The sequence below is a fragment of the Spirosoma taeanense genome (assembly GCF_013127955.1).
Classification (GTDB): Bacteria; Bacteroidota; Bacteroidia; order Cytophagales; family Spirosomataceae; genus Spirosoma; species Spirosoma taeanense.
In genome coordinates, this window is record NZ_CP053435.1 from 5,337,253 (window position 1) to 5,360,104 (window position 22,852).

General features: G+C 51.5%; 20 protein-coding genes and 1 tRNA gene. 10 read left to right on the forward strand and 11 right to left on the reverse strand.

What is annotated here, in order from left to right:
- Positions 1–176 precede the first annotated feature (176 nt).
- Both HNV11_RS22180 and HNV11_RS22185 read left to right on the forward strand, forming a co-directional pair.
- Positions 177–989: a T9SS type A sorting domain-containing protein gene (locus tag HNV11_RS22180; protein WP_171741747.1), complete on the forward strand. Its 813-nt coding sequence runs from the start codon at positions 177–179 to the stop codon at positions 987–989.
- A 139-nt stretch (positions 990–1,128) separates the two neighbouring features.
- Positions 1,129–1,377 carry a hypothetical protein gene (locus HNV11_RS22185; protein ID WP_171741748.1) on the forward strand — a complete coding sequence of 83 codons (249 nt, stop codon included), beginning with the start codon at positions 1,129–1,131 and terminating at the stop codon, positions 1,375–1,377.
- On the opposite strand, the gene HNV11_RS22190 is transcribed toward HNV11_RS22185, so the two are convergent.
- A complete protein-coding gene (locus tag HNV11_RS22190) occupies positions 1,378–1,878 on the reverse strand; it encodes a rhodanese-like domain-containing protein (RefSeq protein WP_171741749.1) in 501 nt (166 codons plus the stop codon). It abuts the gene before it with no gap.
- Between the two features lie 287 nt (positions 1,879–2,165).
- Between HNV11_RS22190 and HNV11_RS22195 the strand changes: the two genes are divergently transcribed.
- The 7 genes from HNV11_RS22195 to HNV11_RS22225 all read left to right on the forward strand — a co-directional run bounded on the left by HNV11_RS22195 (position 2,166) and on the right by HNV11_RS22225 (position 12,522).
- Positions 2,166–5,234: a glycoside hydrolase family 3 N-terminal domain-containing protein gene (locus tag HNV11_RS22195; RefSeq protein WP_171741750.1), complete on the forward strand. Its 3,069-nt coding sequence runs from the start codon at positions 2,166–2,168 to the stop codon at positions 5,232–5,234.
- A gap of 166 nt (positions 5,235–5,400) precedes the next feature.
- Positions 5,401–9,330, forward strand: coding sequence for an Ig-like domain-containing protein (locus tag HNV11_RS22200; protein WP_171741751.1), 3,930 nt, complete (start codon positions 5,401–5,403; stop codon positions 9,328–9,330).
- 65 nt (positions 9,331–9,395) lie between these two features.
- The gene (locus HNV11_RS22205) at positions 9,396–9,830 is read left to right on the forward strand and encodes a nucleoside deaminase (protein ID WP_171741752.1); all 435 of its coding nucleotides are present in this window, start codon (positions 9,396–9,398) and stop codon (positions 9,828–9,830) included.
- A gap of 57 nt (positions 9,831–9,887) precedes the next feature.
- On the forward strand, positions 9,888–10,508 hold the full coding sequence (locus HNV11_RS22210; protein ID WP_171741753.1) for a superoxide dismutase: 621 nt from the start codon (positions 9,888–9,890) through the stop codon (positions 10,506–10,508).
- Between the two features lie 110 nt (positions 10,509–10,618).
- Positions 10,619–10,694: transfer RNA gene (locus HNV11_RS22215), tRNA-His, on the forward strand.
- Positions 10,695–10,777: 83 nt separating this feature from the next.
- Positions 10,778–11,437 carry a carotenoid biosynthesis protein gene (locus tag HNV11_RS22220; RefSeq protein ID WP_171741754.1) on the forward strand — a complete coding sequence of 220 codons (660 nt, stop codon included), beginning with the start codon at positions 10,778–10,780 and terminating at the stop codon, positions 11,435–11,437.
- Positions 11,438–11,643: 206 nt separating this feature from the next.
- On the forward strand, positions 11,644–12,522 hold the full coding sequence (locus tag HNV11_RS22225; RefSeq protein ID WP_171741755.1) for a MerR family transcriptional regulator: 879 nt from the start codon (positions 11,644–11,646) through the stop codon (positions 12,520–12,522).
- A gap of 56 nt (positions 12,523–12,578) precedes the next feature.
- Here the strand turns inward: HNV11_RS22225 and HNV11_RS22230 are convergent, their stop codons facing one another.
- Both HNV11_RS22230 and HNV11_RS22235 read right to left on the reverse strand, forming a co-directional pair.
- Positions 12,579–13,535: a D-2-hydroxyacid dehydrogenase gene (locus HNV11_RS22230; RefSeq protein ID WP_171741756.1), complete on the reverse strand. Its 957-nt coding sequence runs from the start codon at positions 13,533–13,535 to the stop codon at positions 12,579–12,581.
- Between the two features lie 13 nt (positions 13,536–13,548).
- Positions 13,549–14,514 carry a YheT family hydrolase gene (locus HNV11_RS22235; RefSeq protein WP_171741757.1) on the reverse strand — a complete coding sequence of 322 codons (966 nt, stop codon included), beginning with the start codon at positions 14,512–14,514 and terminating at the stop codon, positions 13,549–13,551.
- A gap of 53 nt (positions 14,515–14,567) precedes the next feature.
- On the opposite strand from HNV11_RS22235, the gene HNV11_RS22240 reads away from it, so the two are divergent.
- Positions 14,568–15,014 carry a hypothetical protein gene (locus HNV11_RS22240; protein WP_171741758.1) on the forward strand — a complete coding sequence of 149 codons (447 nt, stop codon included), beginning with the start codon at positions 14,568–14,570 and terminating at the stop codon, positions 15,012–15,014.
- Between the two features lie 55 nt (positions 15,015–15,069).
- On the opposite strand, the gene HNV11_RS22245 is transcribed toward HNV11_RS22240, so the two are convergent.
- The 8 genes from HNV11_RS22245 to HNV11_RS22280 form a co-directional block, all read right to left on the reverse strand.
- A complete protein-coding gene (locus HNV11_RS22245) occupies positions 15,070–15,840 on the reverse strand; it encodes a glycosyltransferase family 2 protein (protein WP_171741759.1) in 771 nt (256 codons plus the stop codon).
- 60 nt (positions 15,841–15,900) lie between these two features.
- Complete coding sequence (locus HNV11_RS22250; protein ID WP_171741760.1) at positions 15,901–16,860, reverse strand: glycosyltransferase family 2 protein; 960 nt, start codon at positions 16,858–16,860, stop codon at positions 15,901–15,903.
- A gap of 116 nt (positions 16,861–16,976) precedes the next feature.
- Positions 16,977–17,801: a hypothetical protein gene (locus HNV11_RS22255; protein WP_171741761.1), complete on the reverse strand. Its 825-nt coding sequence runs from the start codon at positions 17,799–17,801 to the stop codon at positions 16,977–16,979.
- Positions 17,802–17,872: 71 nt separating this feature from the next.
- On the reverse strand, positions 17,873–18,805 hold the full coding sequence (locus tag HNV11_RS22260) for a glycoside hydrolase family protein (RefSeq protein WP_171741762.1): 933 nt from the start codon (positions 18,803–18,805) through the stop codon (positions 17,873–17,875).
- A gap of 38 nt (positions 18,806–18,843) precedes the next feature.
- A complete protein-coding gene (locus tag HNV11_RS22265; RefSeq protein ID WP_171741763.1) occupies positions 18,844–19,533 on the reverse strand; it encodes a class I SAM-dependent methyltransferase in 690 nt (229 codons plus the stop codon).
- A 37-nt stretch (positions 19,534–19,570) separates the two neighbouring features.
- Positions 19,571–21,163, reverse strand: coding sequence for a hypothetical protein (locus tag HNV11_RS22270; RefSeq protein WP_240163644.1), 1,593 nt, complete (start codon positions 21,161–21,163; stop codon positions 19,571–19,573).
- A gap of 124 nt (positions 21,164–21,287) precedes the next feature.
- Positions 21,288–22,361: an NAD-dependent epimerase/dehydratase family protein gene (locus HNV11_RS22275; RefSeq protein ID WP_171741765.1), complete on the reverse strand. Its 1,074-nt coding sequence runs from the start codon at positions 22,359–22,361 to the stop codon at positions 21,288–21,290.
- A 208-nt stretch (positions 22,362–22,569) separates the two neighbouring features.
- Positions 22,570–22,848: a hypothetical protein gene (locus HNV11_RS22280; protein WP_171741766.1), complete on the reverse strand. Its 279-nt coding sequence runs from the start codon at positions 22,846–22,848 to the stop codon at positions 22,570–22,572.
- Positions 22,849–22,852 lie beyond the last annotated feature (4 nt).

A 22,852-nucleotide genomic window follows, 5' to 3' on the forward strand; every position in this document is an offset into this window, starting at 1 on the left:
TTTTTTCAACCTCCATGCAACCTTCAGCCGTTATTTTCATCTATAGAAAAACGACTGGGGTTATTGGTAAAAGTACGAATGACGGCACGGCGCATTAAGTCTTTAACAAACTTTAACAACCCGTCCATTAGCGGCTTTTGACTTACCCGGTTATCCCATTGATAACGCTTAACACCATGAAAAAAACACGTATTCTTTTGTACCGGTTCGCGCCGGCTCTGCTCTTTATTGGTTGCCTTAGCAGCGTGGCCGTGGCTCAGAAACCGGGGAAGGCTCCTTCAAAGCCCGATGAAGTAAACGTCCGAATCATTGAGCGTGATGGCGGTAAGGTACGCGAAATTGAACGCACCTATCGTATTGACGGCATGACTGATCCTGAGCGGGATAAACTGGTTATGAAACTGGTCGATTCGCTCAAAGCCGCCCGGAAAGTCGCGGGGGGTAAACGGCAGATGACAATCATTGTTGAGGATAACGACGGCGACCGAACCATTACCCGCGAGCGCGTTACGCCCCGCAATCGGCGTGCACCGGGCGATGTATACGTTCAGCGGGGCAGATTACCTCGTTCGGAACCGAATGATCAAACCTGGGAGTATGAATTCCGGCGCGGGGCCGATTCGCTGGCCGATCGGATGAGCCGATTCCGGTTTCAATTCCCTAAAGACTGGGATCAGCAGTTGGTACGGCCGTTTGAGGAGTGGTCACGTAATTTCAACGGTAAACCCTCAACCATCCGTGGCCTGGATGCTTACCCCAACAATCCGGATACGGACCGGCTCAACATTCGGTTTACGGCCCCCGCTAAAGGGGACGTGAGCATTGTTGTGACCAATCCGAAAGGTAAGGAGGTTGCCCGCCGGGAAATCAAAGATTTTTCGGGTGAGTTTGTTGGTCAGATTGATCTGGGCAAGAAACCACAGGGTGCTTATTTTGTGACGGTCACCCAAAACGAGGATGGTGCCGTAAGACGAATCGTTATTGATTAATGACATTGAAAGGCCGGACATTGCCTTGCTCATGTTGATGTCCGGCCTTTTTCAATAAAAATTTAAAAAAATTAGTACTATGTATTGCAAGATACCCAACAAAGCATGTATCTTTGCACTATACTTAAGAAAGAAGGCAATGAAAACCTTACTCGTTGTTGGAACACTATTGATGGGCGTAAGCGGACAGGCACTAAGTATGGGCCATCCGCACAACTTGTTTGCCGCTCGGAAACAGATGAAAGCAAAAGCTTCGGTGGTAGCGCACCGGCCTAAAGTAACGTCAGTTGTTTCGTGCTGGCAGCCGGTCGTAAAGATTGACAAATCTGCCTGGAGCAAACGCCTGCTGGCAGCCTTGTCGGCAATTCGTCCTGCTCAGGCAGACTAATTACTCATACACTTTTTCTCCGCGTTTCAGCCAGACACCCCAAAGTCGCGAGTAGGCATGAACGCGCTGGGTTGGCTTCCCCTGATTATCTACTACCGGGTTCCCCTCATTGACCCATTCAAACAGGCTGCCGTATAAATTATAGACGTGCTGATAACCAGCAGCCAGCAATTTCTCGCCAACCTTTTCGCTTCGGTAGCCTACAGAACAGTATAGGACTATGTTTGCCGTTCGCGGAATTGACGGTACTCGCTTCAGATCGAAATCATCGTAGCCGACCCAATGGGCATTCGGCAGGTGGCTTACGTCATACTCGGCTTTAGACCGCGTGTCCAGCAACACCACATTTGGCATTTTCTTCAGTTCTGTCACGCTTATCAGCGGCACCGACTTTTTGTACAGCGTTTCGAGCATTGCTTTATACGCTTTGCTGGTAGTCTGCCCGAAGGCATTTGGCATAGCCATCAGAAACAGACCAATAAATGTCCATATACGATTCATAATCAGCTAGACATATTCCTCACCAGCAGGTGTTCACTTTCTGCGTTAAGTGTTTCAAATATCTGTACAATAATATTCCTAAACATAATCTACCGTATACAGTATAAATAGCCCTTTGCCCAGGAAATAATCTTATTTTGGGTTATAAACATTTGCCCTACATTTTTTCGTTAAAAACTTAGACAATTCAAATACCCACTATGGTTTGCGGTGCTGTTTGGCTAATTTTATGGTTTGGCGTTCAGCCACCGCTAGCTGACTGTACTTTCTTTACCCGTCGAGTGCCCATGCGTAACAACCTTGTACGGCCGATTTTACTCATCGGCTTGCTGTCTGCCAGTTTGTTGACTGCGTTTGGTTTAACCAAACCGGGCCGTTCAGTTTGGTTCCGGATTTCCCATGCCACTACATCCCGTAAGGCTGTTGTCAAGCGTCCGGTAGCCGTATCTATGCCTGAACGGACGTACGCACCGGCGAAGCCAATCGAAGTATTTACGCTCTCCGACAGCGGACAGCATTGGGTAGATAGTGTATTTAACACGCTCACGCCCGAACAGAAAATCGGTCAGTTCTTCATGGTGGCGACTTTCTCAAACCGCCACGAAAACCACTACCAGTACATTGATCACCTCATTCAGAACAATTATATCGGCGGGCTGATTTTCTTCCAGGGTGGTCCTTACCGGCAAGCCGTATTAACAAATCGATATCAGGCGCTGTCGAAAGTTCCTCTGCTGATCGGCATTGACGGTGAATGGGGTCTGGGAATGCGTTTGGACAGCGCAATGGATTTTCCAAAGCAAATGGCTCTTGGTGCCATTCGTGATAATGAACTGATTTACCGTATGGGTGCCGAGATCGGTCGGCAATGCCAGCGGCTGGGGATTCATATCAACTTCGCGCCGGTATCGGATATAAACAGTAATCCGGCGAATCCGGTCATTGGTGTCCGGTCGTTTGGCGAATCCAAAGAGAACGTAGCGCTGAAAGCGTCGGCTTACATGCGTGGTCTGCAACAGACGCACGTTATTGCAACGGCCAAGCATTTTCCCGGACACGGCGATACCAACGCCGATTCCCACCACACGCTGCCAACCATCAGCCGGTCGTCGGAGCAGATGCGGGAAATTGATCTGTACCCCTTCCGCAAGCTCATTGCCGATAGTCTGATGGGCGTCGTAACCGGGCATCTGCACGTTCCGGTTATGGATAACACACCGGCGCTGGCCGCAACACTGTCGGAAAAGATCGTAACGGAGGTTTTGAAAAAAGAACTGGGCTTTCGGGGATTGGTCTTTACGGACGCCCTGAATATGGGCGGCATCAGCCGGTCGAAAGCCATCGACGTTAATCTGCGGGCGCTGATGGCCGGAAACGACATTCTGCTGTATCCCGAAAACGTTCGTGAGGCTACACTGAACATTCTGAATGCCGTTCAGCAGGGGGTTATTTCGCAGGAGTTTATTGACGAAAAAGCCAGGAAGATTCTGCGGGCTAAATACTGGGCGGGCCTTAACAACTACAAGCCGATTAACCTCGCGAATCTGTCGGCCGATCTTAACTCGCCCGAAGCGCAGCTGCTCAAGCAGGAGTTATGCGAACAATCCGTTACGGTCGTTCAAAACCAGAACAATCTGCTGCCCATTGGTAAACTGGATACGCTTCGGTTTGGATCGGTAGCGATCGGCGCCGAACCGGGAAATGTGTTTCAGAAGGCGCTAAACCAATACGCTCCCTTCCGGACGCTCGCTTATCCGGACAAAATCGCTTCAGAGTCGGAACTGAGCGATGCGCTGGCTCAGTTAGGCGACGCTAATACGGTTGTCGTCAGCTTCCACAAAATGAGCGAATCGGCTTATCGGCGGTTTGGTATCACCAAGGCATCCCTGGATCTGATCAGCCGTTTGAAGCAGCGCGGCACCAAGGTTATCGTAACGGCTTTTGGGTCGCCTTATAGTCTGACGCAGTTTGCCGGTGCCGACGCCCTGGTCTGTGCCTACCAGGAATTCGACGAAATGCAGAGTATAGTTCCTCAGGTCCTGTTTGGCGGTCTGGGCTCGCGTGGTATGCTGCCTGTTTCAACGGGTAGTCTGAAAGTCGGTTTAGGCGAGGTATTAAGTCCCGAGGGTCGCCTGTCGGCGGGTTCGCCAGAGAGCGTAGGGATGAAATCAACGACACTTGCCCGGATTGACGCGATTGCGCAGGCTGCTGTTCGCGACCGGGTTGTGCCGGGCTGCGAAATTCTGGTTGCTCGTAAAGGCAAGATTGTGTACAGCAAAAACTTCGGTGCGTTGACGTACTCACCCGGAGCGGAAAAGGTATCCGACGAAACTCTTTATGATCTGGCATCACTAACGAAAGTTCTCGCTACGCTGCAGGCCGTCATGGTGCTTTACGACCGGAAACAGATCGATCTGAATCAGAAAGCCTCTGCCTACCTGCCCGAACTGCGGGGCACGAACAAGCAGAACATTACACTGCAGGATTTGCTCTGGCATCAGTCAGGGATGGTATCGTATTACCCAACGACCTGGGATCGTACCCGAACGCCCGGCGGTGGGCTGAAAGCAGAGTATTACAATCCCACTCCCGATAGTCTGCACACCCTGCAGGTAGCTCCTACCCTCTGGGCAACCCCTGCCCTCAAAGACTCTGTCTGGAAGTGGGTCGTTCAATCGCCCATGTCGCGTAAGGTTGGCGAATCCGGGAAGCCTGCCTACGTTTACAGCGATCTGAACTTTCTGACGCTGCAGAAAATCGTGGAGCGCGTCACGAAACAGCCGTTGGACAAGTTTGTTACGGAGACAATCTATAATCCGCTGGGGCTGCATCAACTGGGCTTTACGCCGTTGCAACGGTTGAAAAATCCACATTGTGCCCCTACCGAACAGGACACTTACTACCGAAATCAACTCCTGGTTGGTACGGTTCATGATCAGATGGCGGCCGTGCAGGGTGGCGTATCAGGCCATGCCGGGCTATTTGGCAACGCGCATGACATTGCGACGTTGCTTCAGATGAATTTGCAGAAAGGCGAATACGGCGGGGCGCGTATTTTCAACCCCATGACGGTACCCTTTTTTACCCAAACGCTTAGTAGCCGCAGCCATCGGGCATTAGGCTGGGATAAGCCGAATCCCGAAAGCACCAGCAGCGTATACATGACCGAGCAAGTGTCTCCCCGCTCGTTTGGACATACTGGTTTTACGGGTAACGTTGTCTGGGTTGATCCCGATCAGGAATTGATTTTTGTATTCTTGTCGAACCGAATCTATCCAACGGCCGGCAACAATTCCATCAATACAACCAAGCTCCGTCGGCGGATTCACGAGGTTATCTATAATGCCATACAGTGAAATAAAAGGCATTTCGCGGTGTGTAACCAGCAAAATGAAAAGGCTACCGCTCTTGGTAGCCTTTTTTTACGTCCATCTTCAAAGATATTCGCGGATAGCATCCTTCCCGATTATTTTATAAATACTCTAACTTTAGGCGATTAACAGCCTCTTTTTTCATTTGTATATGCAGGGACGTATTCTTTACTCCTGGTTCTTTTACTGCTTATGTCTCATCGGGCTGACGGTGCCCGGTTTTGCCCAAATAATTGTAGTAAACAAGGTAACGCCCGAGGCTGTTTGTCCCGGTGGAAGCCTATCGGTTCCTTTCTCAACGACCGGCGCTTTTGGAAGTACTAACGTATTTCGAGCGCAGTTATCCGACGCTAATGGCGCATTTCCAGCTACGCCAACGGTTATAGGAACGCTTCTTCTTAGCCCTATTCTCCCAACAAACGCGACTATTTCAGCAACAATCCCTAAGTCGGCAGTGGCCGGTTCGGCCTATAAAGTCCGAATCGTCTCTACGACCCCATCCAGAGTCAGCTCGAACACACAACCCCTCACCATAAACGCGGCTCCGGGTCCGCCCAGCACGTCAACTCCCCCTCAGTATTGCGAGGGCGAAAAAGCAGAACCCCTGGAAGCTACAGCATCCTCAGGAGGTACGCTGGAATGGTATGGCACTGACCCCACTAGCACGCCAACCAGTAAAGCAACTGTTCCAAACACGAATCTGGTTGGATTGACACCGTATTACGTTGGTCAGAATGTAGATGGCTGTTCAAGTGCGCCAACAAGTATTGCCGTTACGGTGAACGACCGACCCAATGCGCCGGGCACCAGTCCTAAGGCTTACTGCATTGGCGATGTGGCCAGCCCTTTATCGGCTTCACCCGTTGCAGGGGCTACCCTAAACTGGTACACCACCGCAACCGGCGGTACGCCTTCATCGGTTGCGCCAACACCCAACACAACCAAGGCAGGTTCGACTACCTATTATGTCAGCCAGACCCTGAAGAATTGTGAGGGTCCCCGCGCAACGCTTGTGGTGACGGTCAACACGCTCCCAGACGCTCCAAAGGCAACCACCCCTGAGCCAACCTGTCAGGACGCGCCCACCAAGCCACTATCCGCGGTAGCCGATGCGGGCGCTACCTTACGTTGGTGGGGCACTAGTGCAACCGGCGGCACATTCACAACCACGCCGACCGTTCCCAGTAACCAGGCCAGCGATACTTATTACGTCAGTCAGGAAAAAAGTGGCTGTGATGGACCGAGAACAGCCATTGTGGTTACTATAAAACCTCTGCCAGCGCCCCCAACGACCAGTCCGGCACCTTCTTATTGCCAAAGTGCTACCGCAACGGCTTTAGCAGCCTCGCCCAGCGCCGGTGGGACGTTGAACTGGTACGGGGCCAATGCAACCGGGGGCACCTCAACCACTATAGCCACCACCCCGAGTACAGCCTCTGTCGGCCCAACAAACTATTACGTCAGCCAGACGGTCGGCGGCTGCGAAAGCCCCCGGGCGGCCATTCTGGTCATTGTAAAACCTCTGCCAGCCGCCCCCGTAACAATCAGCCCAACGAACCTCTGCCAGAATAAGCCGGCGGCTCCGCTGACGGCCAGTCCTGGTTCGGGCGGCACACTGAACTGGTACGGCACGAACGCTACCGGGGGCACCCCCTCCGAAACGGCACCAACGCCCCCGACCAGCGCAACCGGCTCAACAACTTTTTACGTTAGCCAGTCAGTTAATGGCTGCGAAGGGCCACGCGCCAGCTTGCGTACCGTCGTCTATGCCGTTCCTGCCCAACCAACGACTGTTGCACCTAGTCCCTACTGCGAAGGCACTCAGGCCACTTCGCTTTCGGCAGTCGGTCAGAATTTGCGGTGGTACGGCACGAACCCGACAGGAGGAATGCCATCCAGTACACCAACCGTTCCGAATACAAACCTGGTTGGAAAGACAAACTACTACGTAACACAAACCACAAACGGTTGCGAGAGCGACCGGGCAGCCATTCCGGTTCAGGTTAAAGATACGCCCGACGCACCGGGGGTAACGGGCGTCGATTTCTGCCAGAACTACCCGGCTCCAGCTTTATCGGCCAATTTCGCAGCGAATACTACCCCCAGCTGGTACGGCACGAATTCGACAGGTGGGACAGCCTCGCCCAATGCACCAGTTCCAGCGAATACAAACGCGGGCCGTACAACGTATTATGTCAGCCAAACGCTTGATGGCTGTGAAAGCGTCCGCGCTGGATTAACGGTAAACGTAAAGGCAACCCCAGCCGCTCCGGGCGTAAGTCCGATTGGTTTCTGTAACAATGGCCCATCGCAGCAGCTCGTGGCTACGGGTAACAATGGTAGCACTATTAAATGGTATGATGCTGCCGACAAGCTGCTCGACGGGGCGCCTATACCGGCCACCAACACTGTCGGCGATCAGTTATACAAAGCCACCCAGGTATCCAGCGAGGGATGCGAAAGCCGGGAAAAAGCAAATCTGGTCGTAACCATCAAACCGCTGCCAGGACCACCGAGCGTTGCGAACGTAGCGTATTGCCAGAGCCAGCCGGATCAGCCGGAACAAAACGTAGCACCTCTTATGGCCAACGGGCAGAATCTGCGCTGGTACAATACCGATGGAAATCCGTTTCCCACGGCACCAACGCCCCCCATATCCCAAACGGGCGTTCTGAATTATCAGGTCAGCCAGACCGTCAACAGTTGTGAGGGCGGCAAGGCAACCTTACAGGTTAGAATTAACACCACAGCCGCTCCCACTGTTGCCCGTTCGCTCGTTAGCTACTGCATCAACGACAAGGCAGCTCCTCTGCAGGCAACGGCTGAAACAAACGGTAGCCTGCGCTGGATTGACCCGTATGGCCGCGTTACGCCCGACGCTCCGGTTCCGGCTACCACCAATGCCAACGTTACGCCGGGTGGCGACCCGTTTTACGTCTATCAGATTGGGGCAAATGGCTGCTATAGCCCGCGATCAACCATCCGGGTCATTGTCAATACCACACCTACGCTGGCCCTGACGGGTAGTGCCTCGGTAAACCTTGGGCAGTGGACCCCATTAGCGTTGAAGTTCACGGGGGCACCACCGTTTAGCTATACGCTCACGGGCGGGTATTCCGGTATAGCCAACTCAACAGACACAACCATTCAGGTTCTGCCGCGTAATACCACTACCTATCAGGTTGCGGCCGTCGCAAACAGTTGCGGAAATGGCCTCCCTGGAAACCCGGCAACGGCAGTCGTTACAGTTCAGGTACCCACAATTACGACCGCTGCACTCAGCAGTGCTACACTCTGCACGGGCAATCCGCTGGCCATACCGTTCACAACAACGGGCACGTTCACCAGTGGTAATGTCTTCCGGGCTGAGCTGGTCAGTGTTGCCGATACGACCAAAACGTTCGAGGTGTCGACGGGCGCTGCCGGTAGCCCCATAGTGGCTAACCTGCCCGTCACGCTGGCTAGTGGCGATTATTACGTCCGGGTTAAAGCCTCAAATCCGGAAATCGGTATTGTCGGCACAAACAGCCAAACCGTTCTGACGGTACGCGCCCGACCAACGGCTTTGCTGGCGGGTACACAGAGCATCTACGAAGGTACACCTGCGAATCTGACGGTTACGTTTGGTGGCGACGGGCCCTGGAATCTGACCTACGCGGATAGCCTGCGGACCTATTCGCTGGTAACGAGCGTGAATCCGCTTATCGTTGAGGTGCGGCCAGCCCGTACAACAACTTACCGGATTGTGTCCCTGACAAATAACTGCGGAACCGGACAAGTGTCCGGCACAGCTACGGTGTCAGTTCTCACGGTGCTGGGGGTGGAAGACTTAAACCTCGGTCCGCTGGTGAACGTCTATCCCGTGCCAACTGCGGCTTTGCTGACGGTTGATATTGACGCTTCCCGCGCCCGCGATCCGGCCGTACTTTCGCTGACAGATTCCCGGGGCCGGGCCGTAATGCAGCAAACAAGTCGCCTACAACGCACAGAACTTGACCTGAGTAATCAGCCCGCTGGTCTATACCTCCTGCGCGTGCAGGTTGGTGATCGGCAAACAGTCCGAAAAGTTCTGAAACAGTAAACCGTCAACGTCGCTCTTTGATAAGCACCGTATAGGGTTTACCAACGGGCCTGATTTTCCAACTCATGACGGACGAATACTTTATGGAAATTGCTCTGAGTCTGGCCGAGGAAGCTGCTGATGACGGCGAAATTCCCGTTGGCGCACTGGTGGTTTGCCGAAACCGAATCATCGGTAAAGCCCGCAATCAGACCGAACAGCTCGGCGATGTAACGGCTCATGCCGAAATGATGGCTATTACGGCCGCTACGCAATACCTGGGTGGCAAGTATCTTGCGGATTGTACGCTTTACGTTACTCTGGAGCCGTGCGCGATGTGTGCCGGTGCGTTATTCTGGTCGCAGATTGGGCGGCTCGTTATCGGAGCGGCTGATCCTAAACGGGGTTATAGCCGCCACGAGCCCTCGCTGCTGCACCCAAAAACGCGGCTTGAAACAGGTATCTTAGCCGATGAATGTCAGGCCTTACTAACGAAGTTTTTTCGAGGCTTAAGAACATAAACCGAGAGAGGGTTGTTAAACCAACCGAATAATCTTCCAATTTAACATAACAATCCAATGGCTTTTGTACTAGATCCGCTACCCTACCCAAGCGATTCGCTCGAACCAAATATTGACAAGCAGACCATGGAAATCCACCATGACAAGCATCATAATGCGTACGTGACGAATCTGAATAACGCCATCGCCGGTACCGAAATGGAAAATAAATCCATCGAAGACTTGCTGAAAACGGTTAGTCAGGCGCCGGTAGCTGTGCGCAATAATGGTGGGGGACACTACAACCATACGCTGTTCTGGAACACGCTGTCAGGTAATGGAGGTAGTCAGCCAACGGGTGAACTCGCCGAGGCAATCAGCCAGAAGTTTGGCTCATTCGACGCCTTCAAAGACGAGTTTACCAAAGCGGCCACAACCCGATTTGGTTCTGGCTGGGCCTGGCTCATTGTAAATCAACAGGGCGAATTAGCCGTCACCTCAACGCCTAATCAGGATAACCCGCTGATGGATGTTGCCGACGTAAAGGGATTCCCAATTATTGGCCTTGACGTTTGGGAACACGCTTACTATCTAAAGTATCAGAACCGTCGGCCAGATTATATCGCAGCTTATTTTAATGTTGTAGACTGGAACGCTGCCGAAAAACGGTATCAATTAGGCAAGCAACAAAACGCCTGATCCTGTTGTGTGGTTTGATCTGGTCTGGTTTCGTTTGTTAGTATGAAAATTTTTAACAACGAACTAGGACCATCAAACCACAAACTTTTTTATATTTGCAATCCCAAAACGGTGATCGTAGCTCAGTCGGTTAGAGCGTCGGATTGTGGTTCCGAAGGTCGCGGGTTCGAGCCCCGTCTTTCACCCTGGTAAGTTAAGCCCCGACCTTGTCGGGGCTTTTTTCATTACCGACAGGCTAACTTTCGGGCTTGACAGAGCGTTTCTTCTTCATGCCTGTAAGTGTTCCCATACCGCCCCGTTACCACCCTACCATCCGAACTGTTCTGGTACTGGCGTATCTGGCTGGGGTGATTGGGCTGCAGTTGCCCGGCCTGGCTGATTATTTCAGGCCCCTTAGCCCACTAACGCTCATTAGTTCGCTGGTGATCCTTCTTCTTTACCATACCGACTGGCGACCTTCCTTTTATCTGTACGCAGTATTAGCGGCTCTTACGGGCTATTTCATCGAAGTTCTGGGAGTTCATACGGGCGCTGTCTTCGGACATTACGCGTATGGCTGGGGACTAGGAGTTAAACTATGGGCTGTCCCGCCTGTCATTGGCATTAACTGGCTAACTCTTTCCTACTGCTGCGGCTCCGTATGCGATCGGCTTCGTCTGCCGACTGCTAGTAAAATTGTTACGGCAGCTTCGTTAATGGTCCTGCTGGATTTCTTTATTGAACCTGTCGCTGTCCGGCTGGATTTCTGGACCTGGTTTGATCAGCCCGTCCCCTGGCAGAACTATTTTGGCTGGTGGCTGGTATCGCTCCTGCTGTTCAGTCTCTGGTATCTGCTGCCCTTTCGCAAAGAAAACCGTCTGGCCAAGTGGATACTGGCTCTTCAGTTTTTTTTCTTCATTACCCATAATTTGTTTATCTTTTTTACCTGATCCCTTAAACAAAATAGTTATTTTTCGGTTTAATTTTCGAAACCGATCAATCAGAAATCTCGGCTCTGGAACTCATTTGTGTTTACGGGATTGCTGGAATCTATCGGTAGCGAGACTTTGTCGCCTTATTAATTAGAAACTGCAGCCTTTAGCTGCCCGCCGATTACAGATTCGTTTATGCCACCTGTATGTAACAGCATTGTTCCATGAGTAATTACTCCATCAAAGATTTAGAACAGCTATCGGGAATTAAGGCCCATACGCTGCGGATCTGGGAACAACGATACAATATCATCACGCCCAAACGTACGGATACGAACATCCGTACCTACGACGATCGGGACCTAAAGCTGGTCCTGAATATCTCATTGCTGAAAGATCATGGCTACAAAATTTCCGAAATCTCGAAGCTGTCGATAGAGGAGATGTACCGTGAGGTCATCAAAATTTCGGACCGCCAGTTAAACTATCCGGATCAGATTCATGCACTGACTATCTCCATGATTGATCTCGACGAGGAACGATTCGAGAAAATCATCAGCACCAATATTCTGCAGTTTGGCTTTGAGAACACGATGATTCACATCATCTATCCGTTTCTGAGCCGTATTGGTACGCTTTGGGTAACCGGCTCAATTGGCCCGGCACAGGAGCATTTTATCAGCAACCTGATCCGCCAGAAAATCATCGTTGCGGTGGATGGTCAGGTCAACAAACAGCGACCTAATGGCAAAAAGTATATGCTGTTTCTGCCCGAGGGCGAGTTGCACGAAATTAGTTTGCTCTTTGCCAACTACATTGTCCGGGCCCGGTACAATAAAGTCATTTATTTAGGCCAGAGCCTGCCATTCAATGAGCTGGAATTCGCCTTTAACATACACAAGCCTGATTACATCTTTACGGTTATTACGTCGGTGCCCTCCAATCACGAGGTACAGCCATACGTGGATCGTCTGGCTAAAACATTTCCGGATACTCATTTGCTCTTGACGGGTTATCAGATAGTTGGTCAGGATATCAACATTCCTGAAAAAGCGACCATCATTAATCAGATTGAGGATCTGATTCGCATTGCTAGTACATGAATAAAACGATTGAAGTTGGTAAGACAAAAAACGCCCGAATTCGGGCGTTTTTTGTCTTACTCGTTCACTATATTCTTCGGTTTCCCTTCTATAAACGCCCGCACGTTATCGGCTACTTCGTTCATTAGCCGCTGGCGAGCTTCATGGCTGGCCCAGGCTATATGAGGTGTAATCAAACAGTTCTTGGCGGTTAGCAAGGGGTTGTCGGCTTTGGGCGGCTCAATGGATAGAACATCAATCCCGGCACCGGCCAGATGACCGTTGTTCAGCGCATCAGCTACGTCGGCTTCGTTCAACAAACTGCCCCGACTAGTATTGATCAGGTAAGCCGTTGGTTTCATGCGGATCAATAGATCGCGGTTCACAAACCCGATAGTGTCGGGTGTAGCGGGGGTGTGCAGCGACACCACATCGCTCTGGGCAAACAAAGTCGGCTGGTCGACCAAGGTTACGCCTAAATCTGACATCTGGGCCGGATGACGCCGATTGACCAGAACCCGCATGCCAAACGCTTTACCAATATCGGCAACCTTTCGTCCAATGTCGCCGTAGCCAACAAGCCCCAGCGTTTTTCCGGCTAACTCAACCAGCGGACTTTTAGCGTAACTGAAATCAGGCGATGCCACCCACTCGCCTGCGTGGACACTGGCAGCGTGCCGCCCAACGTGATAGGTAAGTTCCAGCAGCAGTGCAAAGGTTAACTGCGCTACCGAATCAGAACTGTAGCCGCGGACGTTGGTCACCAGGATGCCTCGTTCGCGGGCGGCTGCCACATCCACAATGTCGTAGCCCGTTGCGACCACACCAATATAGCGCAGCCTGGACAGCTGGCTTATGGTCTCGCGGTTTAGCTTAACCTTGTTAACCAGTACTATCTCCGCGTCCTGAAGACGTTCTACAAGTTGTTTAGGGCTGGTACGATCGTAAAACGTTACGTCGCCGAGCGACCTGATCGGCTCCCAGTCCAGATCACCGGGATTAAGGGTAAAGGCGTCAGCAAAAACAATCTTCATGGGAATGATTGGGTTAAACGAGTCCCTGTGCAAACGCCAGGGCCCGCCGTTCGGCATAGGTGTGGGGATCGCGGTTAACGACAAACCCAACGTGTCCGCCCGTGCGGGGCGTTTCGAGATAAATATGCGGATGTGCTTCGGCCAGCCAACTTGGCGAACACTCGGGCGACAGAAGCGGATCATTCAGGGCATTCAGCAGCAGCGTCGGCACGGCTATATCGGGCATGAAGTTAATGGCCGAAGCCTGGGTGTAAAAATCGTCGGCATCGCGATAACTATTGACAGGAGCCGAAAAAAACTCATCAAAATCGCGCCAGCGTTTCACTTGCCGCAGTTTGGTCATATCTAATCGCCCCGGAAATCGGTCGGCTTTCTGACTGATTTTAACGACCAGCTTTTTCATAAATCGATTCCGGTAAAATCGATTCGACGGATGATCCAGCAGCCGGGCACTCGCGCCTAAATCAGTCGGAGACGAGATCGCTATTCCACATTTAATTAAGTCGGGGAGGTTTTTACCATGAACGCCCAGGTACTTCAACGTAATGTTGCCGCCCATACTATAGCCAACAAGGGCCACTTCACGGTACTGTCTCGTTCGGCACGCGTGCCGGATAACCTCATCAATATCGCCAATCTCACCGTGGTTGTAGAGCCGGAAAGCGCGGTTCATCTCGCCACTGCACGACCGGCAGTTCCAGGCTAAAACATCATACCCATTCTGGGCAAAAAGTCGGGCCGTACCCCGCATATACTGCCGCTGGCTGTCGCCTTCGAGCCCATGCGTCAGAACGACCAGTCGGGACTGGCCTGCATTGACCCAGTCCAGATCCACAAAATCACCGTCGGAGAGGGTCAACCGTTCGCGTTCGTAGACAACTCCCGTTACCTGCCGGGTTAAACTCGGTATAATTGTTTGTAAGTGCCCGTTGTACTGGTACGCTGGCGGGCCGGGATAAGTAGAAATAAGGAGCGGCATAATTTTACGGAACAACGACAGGTAGCTGGTCGTTGTTTGAGCAAACTTGTAATATGCACTTTGGTAAATACGCTTCGGTCATCTTCGCCAGCACAATCAAATTTGTGGGTGGCCCACTGACGGGTGCTACGTTAGGCCTAACCTGGCTTGAAACGGCACTTTGTACAACGCTGGGAATGATGCTGAGCGTCGTGGTAGTTACGTATGCAGGTGTGGCGCTACAGTCCCTGCTCAACCGATACCGTTCCCAGCGTCCAAAACGGTTTACGCGTCGCACCCGCATGGCCGTTCGCATCTGGAAACGTTCGGGCATGATTGGTATCGCCTTGTTAACCCCATTGCTGCTGACCCCGATCGGCGGTACGGCCATTGCGGTTTCGTTTCGGGTTAATCGGGGGCAGTTGCTGCTCTACATGCTCATCAGCGGGGTATTCTGGGCGGTCCTGCAAACCCTGCTGATCTATCAGATTCCGGGTATTAAAGGGTTCTTTGCCCACTAACCAACCGTATTTTATCAATACCAGCGTAATACGGTGACTGGCAGGGCAACAACAATCAACGACTAACGGTCTGGGCTACGGGTACTGCCGACTTCTTGCGGAAATCTCCCCGCGAAAAGTATTTCTCAATCAGGCAGTAGAGCAGAATGAAAAAATACCGGCTACCCATTTCTTTGATTTTTAGCTTCGATTCGCCGTACTTCCGGTTTGTCCAGCTATTTGGCACAACAGCGTAACTATACCCCCGTACAATGGCCTTCAGCGGTAATTCGACTGTTAAGTTGAAATGAGGAGAGAGAAACGGCTTCACGCCCTCAATCGTCTCGCGTTTGTATAGCTTGAAGGCATTCGTCGTATCATTGTACTTAATGCCCATAACCATCTTGACGATGAAGTTAGCGATGCGGTTGATGAATTTCTTGAGGGGCGGATAATCAATGACCTTCCCGCCTTTACCCCAACGCGACCCGAACACGGCATCGACGTTTGTTTCGAGCATCTTGTTATAGTATTTCACTAAGTCCTCCGGATCGTCGGACATATCGGCCATGAACACCGCCACGCAATCGCCGGTGAAGCGTTCCAGTCCGTAACGAACGGCATAGCCGAAGCCGTTGGGACCTGGGTTAGTAAAATGCACCAGGGTCGGGATTTCGGTTGCCGCCAGCTCCTGCAAAACTCGCAGCGTACCGTCCTTGGAATTATCGTTCGTAACGCAAATCTCGTGCGGAATGCCGTGCTTCGCCAGAGTCTGGTACAGCACCCGCAGGGTGGGCGGCAACGATTCTTCTTCGTTATAGGCTGGTATGACGACGCTTAGCTTCATGTCGATTCAGTTCACCGTTGGTATTTGTTGTCTTTTGTATCGCGGTTCCAGGCTTTCGGATTAATTACGATGCGGCAGCAACCGGATCGTGCTGTAAAGTTTACTGACGGGCCTGGGCAGTATATAATCGCGTAGCACAAGCTTTGTTTTTTCCCAGTCCGGCCGACCTAAATGCAGGTATTTCAGCGCATAGAACGCCCGGCGGAAATAACTCTGTTTATATTGTTTGGCATCCAGCAGCATTCGATAATAACGGGCGATGTTCCGGCGTAGTGTTCGATCGTATTTATAATCGAGCTCGCGGTTAATATCGCGGTACATCTGAATCCGGTTGCGCAGAAACGTTTCGTCATAGTAATTATCCGCGTAACTGGCTCCTCCGCGGTTCTTCCGGTACACAGACATTACATCCGGAATGTAGCCGATTTTCCCAAGTTTGGCTTTGAGAATCAACCGGGGGATATCGCCACTCGACGACTCCCGGAACCAGGTCGGATACTCTTTTATATTATTGCGGTACAACGTACTCGACGTTGCCATAAACCAGATTTCATCCTCCCCGATCAGGTCATCCACCGTATAAAATGGCTTCATATCGGGTCCATTGAGCAGGTGCGAAGGCGTACCATCTTCATACGTAATGAGCGCGTTATGAAAGACAGTCGAATAGTCGGGGTGATCGTCCAGCAGATCGGCCTGTTTCTGCAGCTTCAGCGAATCTGTCCAGTAGTCATCACCATCCATCAGCGCATAATACTCACCTTTGGCCAGCTTCAGCGTTTCCAGAAAGTTGATTCCGCCGTTTTTACCCATGTTACGTGGATGAAGAACGCCGATAACCAGACCGGGGTGATTACGTTCATACTCCTGGATAATTTCCCGGGTACCATCCGTCGAAAAATCATCGCCAACCAGAATCTCGATAGGAAATGTCGTTTGCTGGGCAAGAGCGCTATCAATAGCCTTGCGGATGAACTTCTGCTGGTTGTAGGTGATAATCAGAACGCTGACTTTGACCATAAAGAGAACAAAAACCCGGCTTCGCGCAACCTGTAGCGCGAACCGGGTTTCCGGTTGGTTGCAAAGATACGAACGAACGGGACGTTAATTGCCGGGCCCGATGCCGTATTTCCTGATTAAACGGTTGCCTCCGATGCCGTATTCTTCGCCGTTTGAATATGCGCTTTCCAGCCCTGCGGCTCGTCCTTCTCAGCGGGGGTTCCCCAGGGATTATAGAATGGCAGAATGGATACCCAACGCCCGGCGGGATCTTCCCAGCTGAACCGGTCGGCAAAACTCGACGGACTCACCCAGTGCGGCAGGTCATAGCGGAACAGAATCATGTCGCCCATGTCCTGATAGCCTTCTGTCTCGACGATATGGTCGTTGATAACGTAACCCGTTCCGCCCGACGTATAATCCTGCCCATATTGGTTAAGGGCCAGAATCATGCCTACCTTCTGCGGGTTAAGCGGGTGCCAGTGCCGTCCGAAGAAACTGCCCCCCAGTGGGTAGTGCGTTACCTGCGGGTGAAAATACGGTTCGCCCTTCCGGATTCCGAATGATTCATTATTCCCGGTCAGGTTGTTCCAGAAGCCCCGCATTGGATCGAAAACGCTCAGCAATGTCTGCTGGAATTCCGTCTCCAGGTCCAGAATAGCATCGAAGGTATGGTCGTGAAAAAGCTGTGGCGCCTGCTGAATCTTGGCGATGTGCAGCCGTTGCTTATGCTGATTGTTATCGAATGTATCGGGACCTTCGGCCAACGGTGTTTTATCGGCCCACTGACGCGTATCAGCAATCACCTTAGCCAGTTTTTCGTTAGGAATACCCGTCTTAATGATAACGATGTTCGGCTCGTTAACCAACCGCATCACCTCTTCGTACGGAATCTCGGTAACAATCTGACCGTCTTTGAATTCGGCGTCAACTTTTATGAGATACTTTGCTACTTCTTTCATACTGTCTTGATTACGGATTTATCACAAAATAGGCCGCTACCTATGTAAAATACAAATTTGCAGAAACCGACTTAGTTTGTGGCCGGCTGCGTAGCGTATCCAAACCCCGACGCGCCAAATCCATTCCCGTTATAAAACATAACCCACTGATCGCGATGAGGAAAAATATGGCAATAATCCATCATCAGCGAATCCCAGCCTTCTGTCGACCGTCCGATACCGGCCTGATCGTCCTTCCGATTCCAGGTTATACCATCTGTCGACTCGGCATAACCGATGCGGTAACTACGCTGTACGTCCGTCCGGTAGTTAGTGGCGTTTCGGTACGAAAAATACATTTTGTACAAATCTCCGTCCTTATATACCGTCGGGCGGCCAATAGCGTCCGTAAACTCATCATAACCTACGCAAACCTGACCGGTACGTTCCCACCGGATACCATCAGACGACTCGGCGTATTTGACATCGTAAAACGGCTCGGGATGATCGTTGATGACCTCAATCTTGGTGCAGGAGAGGTACCACATCCGCCAGGTATCTCCCTCGCGCATGACGCACGGCTGCGCTACCCATACCTGATCGTAAATCGACCGATCCAGCAGCGGTCCGGTGTATTTCCGCTCGAACGTCAGCCCACCGTCGCGGCTCACGGCGAGACCAATCCCCAGCCGGTAGCTTGCCGTCTGGCTGCGGTTCCAGCCGGTATAATACAGCCAGATTTCATCGCCAACGGGCAGAAACCAGGAAGGCATAGCCCCCGATTCGTCGAACATGCCAACGGCACCTTTAGTCAGGCACGGCTTGTCATGTACGTAAACCACCTCCGATAAATTATCCGGATTAAGCTCTACGAACGAAGTAGCCGACGACGTGTTATCGTCGCGGGTAGCAAAATAAACGCGCAGCCGGTCATCCATTGGATACCCGAACGGCACCTGGGCGTGCGTCCGGCTAAAGGGCATCGAGCCGTCTGGCTTGTAAATAAGTCCTTGTTTAGTCCACATAATTGGTTCGGTACGTGAATGGAATGGGACGTACTCCCTTAATGGTACGTCAAACCGGAGTCACTTGTTCTATTTTCGAGGGGCACTTTTTCGGCAATGAACAGAAACTGCTTTCCCAACACCCACCAGACAAACGGCATATTCATGTACAGCTTTACCAGCAGGGGGTGAACCGGTAAACCGCCCCGGAACGATAAAGGCAGGAAGCGTGAATGCGCTTTGGTCACTTTAAAACCAGCTCCGTAGAGGTGTTCGGCTACGCCCAGTTCCGATAATACGACCGTATGATCGGCAAAATCGAAATATTCGCGGTAGCAGTATTTAAAATTCGGGCCAATTACGCCTAATCGGCCACCCGGTTTGAGGCATTTGTGCATCCGCCCCAGAAAGAAAGCGACTTCCTCCTGGCTACGCAGATGCTCCAAAAAGTTGGAAATAAACACCGCATCGAAGTAGTTTTCGGGCAAATCAACCGTCAGTACGTCACCAATAACGAGTTTAACTTCGGGTGCGGCAAATTTTTTCACTTCTTCAACGATATCAACGGTCCATCGTTCCTCGCTGGGAATAGCGTTGATAAATTCACACATGCCGCCTGCCGAGTCCAGCACCCGCTTAGGCTGGCCCAGGAGCTTATAAAAATAATTGGCGATTATGGTCCAGATAACCTTCTTTTTCTCGTGTGAGATTTGCTGAAATCGGTACTGGTAAATACGGTCGTAATTCATTGATTCGGTTAGTATAGATTCAAGTTCGAAAATGCCGTCATTTCAGAGCGGCTACCCGGTCGTTACGAACATAGATCCGGGTGTCATTAACAAGCCCGGCGTAATGATAATTTGTCGCAACGAATTGACGCAAAGGTCCAATAATTTCGTGCCCCTGGCTGTTACGGTCAGTCATCCATAAGTTCTGACTACCAACGGCGTCCACAAAAACAGCGGGCTTTGATCGCTTAAAATCCTTTACGTAACGTCTCTGGTAGTCATCGCGCATAGGGTGTGCAAACGTGCTGCGAATGGTATGATTTTCGGCTACACCCTGCGGCATCTGCGTCTGAACGTAATAATCGCAGCGCCAGCCCCAGACGGCCAATTTTTCGCCGGGCCGGCCATACTTCCGAATTTCTTTCGACACGGGCGACTGCTGCACCGCCCATCCGCCCTGCCCTTCGGACGAGTAGGGATTCAGAGCGATGCCCTGCCTATAACGCTGGACTGCCTGAATGCCAAATAGCAATAAGTATATACTCAATACGCCAATGGGAAACCACTGAGCCATTTGGTTGCTAAGCCGTAACTGCTGCCATCCGTAAGCCAGCAGAAAGAAGAGCGGTCCGGTCAGGAAGTATAAGTAATGCACATATTCTGAACCGGTTCGGGTAATCGCTATCAACGTAGCAACCAGCAGAACGCCCACAAACCCGCCGACTTGCCAGAGGGACCGGTTAGCTTGAATCCGACGACGCAGAGCCACAACTACGCCCACCAGCCAGATAAGACCTGTCAGCTTAACAAGCCAGTCAAATTCGCTGCCTTTCTCAAAAAAAATAGGCAGCCGCAGCAAACTCACGAGTTGATTACTATCGTTGGCATACCGAAAGTTGCCGATGATGTAGAACGTAACGAAATCATTATACACGCTATTGATCCACGTTAACAGCACAAACACCAACGGGAAGGTAATACCGCCAAGAACCAGAACACCAATCCGGGCAGCCTTAGCAGACACGTTCAGATTCGGACGGGTCAGTAAGTCAAGCCCTACGAATAACCCGACCACGGCTGCCAGCGGAACCGCCTGTAATTTCCCGAACGGAACCATGCCCAGCAACAAACCGATCAGGGCAACGCGGCCCAACGAAGGAGATGGCTGACGTATAACTAGAGCGTAAAGGTAATAGCTCCCACTGAGCAGCAGCAGGGCGATCAATTCACTATTATAATGCAGAAAATCGCCGTTCTGCGTTAATCCAAGCATGAACACCATAGGAGTTAACGCTAAGCGGGCGGCTCCCTCGCCAAACCATAAACTGGCCGTTCGAAACAGGAACCACAGGCATAGCGCCACTAACCCAAAGGCGGTCAGATGGGCCGTAATATAATCGAACGGCAGACCGAACAGGCTGGGTACAATCAGGAAATAACTATCCAAAGGCCCGCCCGTTGTACCGTCAACTGAGCGAAAATAAACCGGATCGCTACGTAACGTCAGCGCCTGCGTAATCATCTGGCTTTCATCGGGATTGATTTCAGAATCAAACACGATGCTCGGCAAACGCAGTAGGAACAGCAGCAGAAACGCCGACGCCAAAAACACTCGTTTGTCGACCGCAGACCGTACCGTGAGCCATATCATACCCCAACATAGGACGTATACAGCCAGCCAGTACAGAGTTGGATTCGTATCGAAATGAGGCATCAGGATAACACTAAAAATGCCAGTCGAACGCGCTGGCATTTTATAGCTGAAAAAACAGTAGTTACTTTAGAACCGCCAGACGGGCGGCCATACTATCGTGAATCTGCACCATCGTTTCCTTGAGATCGTACGTCCAGTTCCAGCCGGGATAATGTTGTTTGAACTTGCTCAGGTCTGAAATATACCAGATATGGTCACCGCTGCGGTTGGTTTCCGAATACTGATAGTTCATTTTGTTGCCCGATATTTCTTCGCAAAGTGCAATGGCTTCGAGCATTGAGCAGTTCGCGTAACGTCCGCCACCAGCATTATAAACCTCGCCCGGACGCGGGTTCTGGTAGAAATGCCAGAACATATTCACGAGGTCCCAGCTATGAATATTATCGCGAACCTGCTTGCCCTTATAACCGAAAATGGTGTATTGATTGCCGGTAATGGCACATTTCATAAGGTAGCTCAGAAAGCCATGCAATTGCGCTCCCGAATGGTTCGGTCCCGTCAGGCACCCGCCCCGGAATACGCCCGTGTTCATCCCGAAATACCGTCCGTATTCCTGTACCATGATATCGGCGGCAACCTTCGACGCACCGAAAACGGAGTGCTTGGTATGATCGAGGCTCATACGCTCATCGATACCGTTTTCGAAATAAGGATGATTCTGGTCGATTTCCCAGCGGGTTTCGGTCTCGATCAACGGCAGGAAATTTGGATTATCCCCGTAAACTTTATTCGTCGAGGTAAAAATGAATACCGCTTCGGGGCTGTGCAGGCGGGTCATCTCCAGCATATTGAGCGTACCAACGGCATTTACGCCAAAGTCGGTAAACGGCTCACGAGCAGCCCAGTCGTGCGAAGGCTGCGCAGCCGTATGAAGAACTAATTTAATATCCGTGCCGTACTCGCGAAAAATTGGCTCCAGTTGCGACACTTCCCGAATATCGGCGGTATAATGCTTATAGGTAGCGTAAGTATCGGTGAGTCGGTTGCGGTTCCATTCCGTAGAGCCGTCGGCTCCGAAGAAATACTGCCGCATGTTGTTATCGATACCAATGATCAGATCAAACTTATCGGCAAAAAAGGCAACAGCCTCACTCCCAATCAGTCCGGCTGAACCCGTAACTAATGCAATGTTCATAGCGTTTATAGAGATTTCAGCAGGTCATTTACCTGAAAAGTACTAAAACCCGCCTGCCTTTAAGTGAGCAAAGTAACGTAAAAAAAGTGTACACCACGAATTGGACGCCAAAAAGCGACGAACCGGCTATAGATGACCAATCCGTCGCTTTTTAACCTTTATAGAGCACCGGCACACCGGGCTTTACTATTGGCAGAATCCTGTTTCTTTACGCCCCCTCACCAATGGTGCCAGCACCAAACAGTTTTTCGCGAATTTTCTGCGTCCGTTCTTCCAGCGCCGGGTTGGGTGTATATTTATATTTGGACTGCACCGCTGCTGAATCTTTCCCAGTACCATACACCTCCGGATCTCCCGCCCGGTAGTCGGCTCTGAAGTCGCGAGCCCGAGGGTCTGATTGACGGATGGTGTTATTTTTCTGGTAGTCACAAGACGCCAGCGACAACACCGCTGCGACCAGTAACCCTGCACTAAATACGCGTTTCATAGCC

Excerpts from the sequence above, each read along its gene's own strand:
- HNV11_RS22180 (WP_171741747.1), top strand. The coding sequence starts at position 177 with ATGAAAAAAACACGTATTCTTTTGTACCGGTTCGCGCCGGCTCTGCTC.
- HNV11_RS22185 (WP_171741748.1), top strand. The coding sequence starts at position 1,129 with ATGAAAACCTTACTCGTTGTTGGAACACTATTGATGGGCGTAAGCGGA.
- HNV11_RS22190 (WP_171741749.1), bottom strand. The coding sequence starts at position 1,878 with ATGAATCGTATATGGACATTTATTGGTCTGTTTCTGATGGCTATGCCA.
- HNV11_RS22195 (WP_171741750.1), top strand. The coding sequence starts at position 2,166 with ATGCGTAACAACCTTGTACGGCCGATTTTACTCATCGGCTTGCTGTCT.
- HNV11_RS22200 (WP_171741751.1), top strand. The coding sequence starts at position 5,401 with ATGCAGGGACGTATTCTTTACTCCTGGTTCTTTTACTGCTTATGTCTC.
- HNV11_RS22205 (WP_171741752.1), top strand. The coding sequence starts at position 9,396 with ATGACGGACGAATACTTTATGGAAATTGCTCTGAGTCTGGCCGAGGAA.
- HNV11_RS22210 (WP_171741753.1), top strand. The coding sequence starts at position 9,888 with ATGGCTTTTGTACTAGATCCGCTACCCTACCCAAGCGATTCGCTCGAA.
- HNV11_RS22220 (WP_171741754.1), top strand. The coding sequence starts at position 10,778 with ATGCCTGTAAGTGTTCCCATACCGCCCCGTTACCACCCTACCATCCGA.
- HNV11_RS22225 (WP_171741755.1), top strand. The coding sequence starts at position 11,644 with ATGAGTAATTACTCCATCAAAGATTTAGAACAGCTATCGGGAATTAAG.
- HNV11_RS22230 (WP_171741756.1), bottom strand. The coding sequence starts at position 13,535 with ATGAAGATTGTTTTTGCTGACGCCTTTACCCTTAATCCCGGTGATCTG.
- HNV11_RS22235 (WP_171741757.1), bottom strand. The coding sequence starts at position 14,514 with ATGCCGCTCCTTATTTCTACTTATCCCGGCCCGCCAGCGTACCAGTAC.
- HNV11_RS22240 (WP_171741758.1), top strand. The coding sequence starts at position 14,568 with ATGCACTTTGGTAAATACGCTTCGGTCATCTTCGCCAGCACAATCAAA.
- HNV11_RS22245 (WP_171741759.1), bottom strand. The coding sequence starts at position 15,840 with ATGAAGCTAAGCGTCGTCATACCAGCCTATAACGAAGAAGAATCGTTG.
- HNV11_RS22250 (WP_171741760.1), bottom strand. The coding sequence starts at position 16,860 with ATGGTCAAAGTCAGCGTTCTGATTATCACCTACAACCAGCAGAAGTTC.
- HNV11_RS22255 (WP_171741761.1), bottom strand. The coding sequence starts at position 17,801 with ATGAAAGAAGTAGCAAAGTATCTCATAAAAGTTGACGCCGAATTCAAA.
- HNV11_RS22260 (WP_171741762.1), bottom strand. The coding sequence starts at position 18,805 with ATGTGGACTAAACAAGGACTTATTTACAAGCCAGACGGCTCGATGCCC.
- HNV11_RS22265 (WP_171741763.1), bottom strand. The coding sequence starts at position 19,533 with ATGAATTACGACCGTATTTACCAGTACCGATTTCAGCAAATCTCACAC.
- HNV11_RS22270 (WP_240163644.1), bottom strand. The coding sequence starts at position 21,163 with ATGATATGGCTCACGGTACGGTCTGCGGTCGACAAACGAGTGTTTTTG.
- HNV11_RS22275 (WP_171741765.1), bottom strand. The coding sequence starts at position 22,361 with ATGAACATTGCATTAGTTACGGGTTCAGCCGGACTGATTGGGAGTGAG.
- HNV11_RS22280 (WP_171741766.1), bottom strand. The coding sequence starts at position 22,848 with ATGAAACGCGTATTTAGTGCAGGGTTACTGGTCGCAGCGGTGTTGTCG.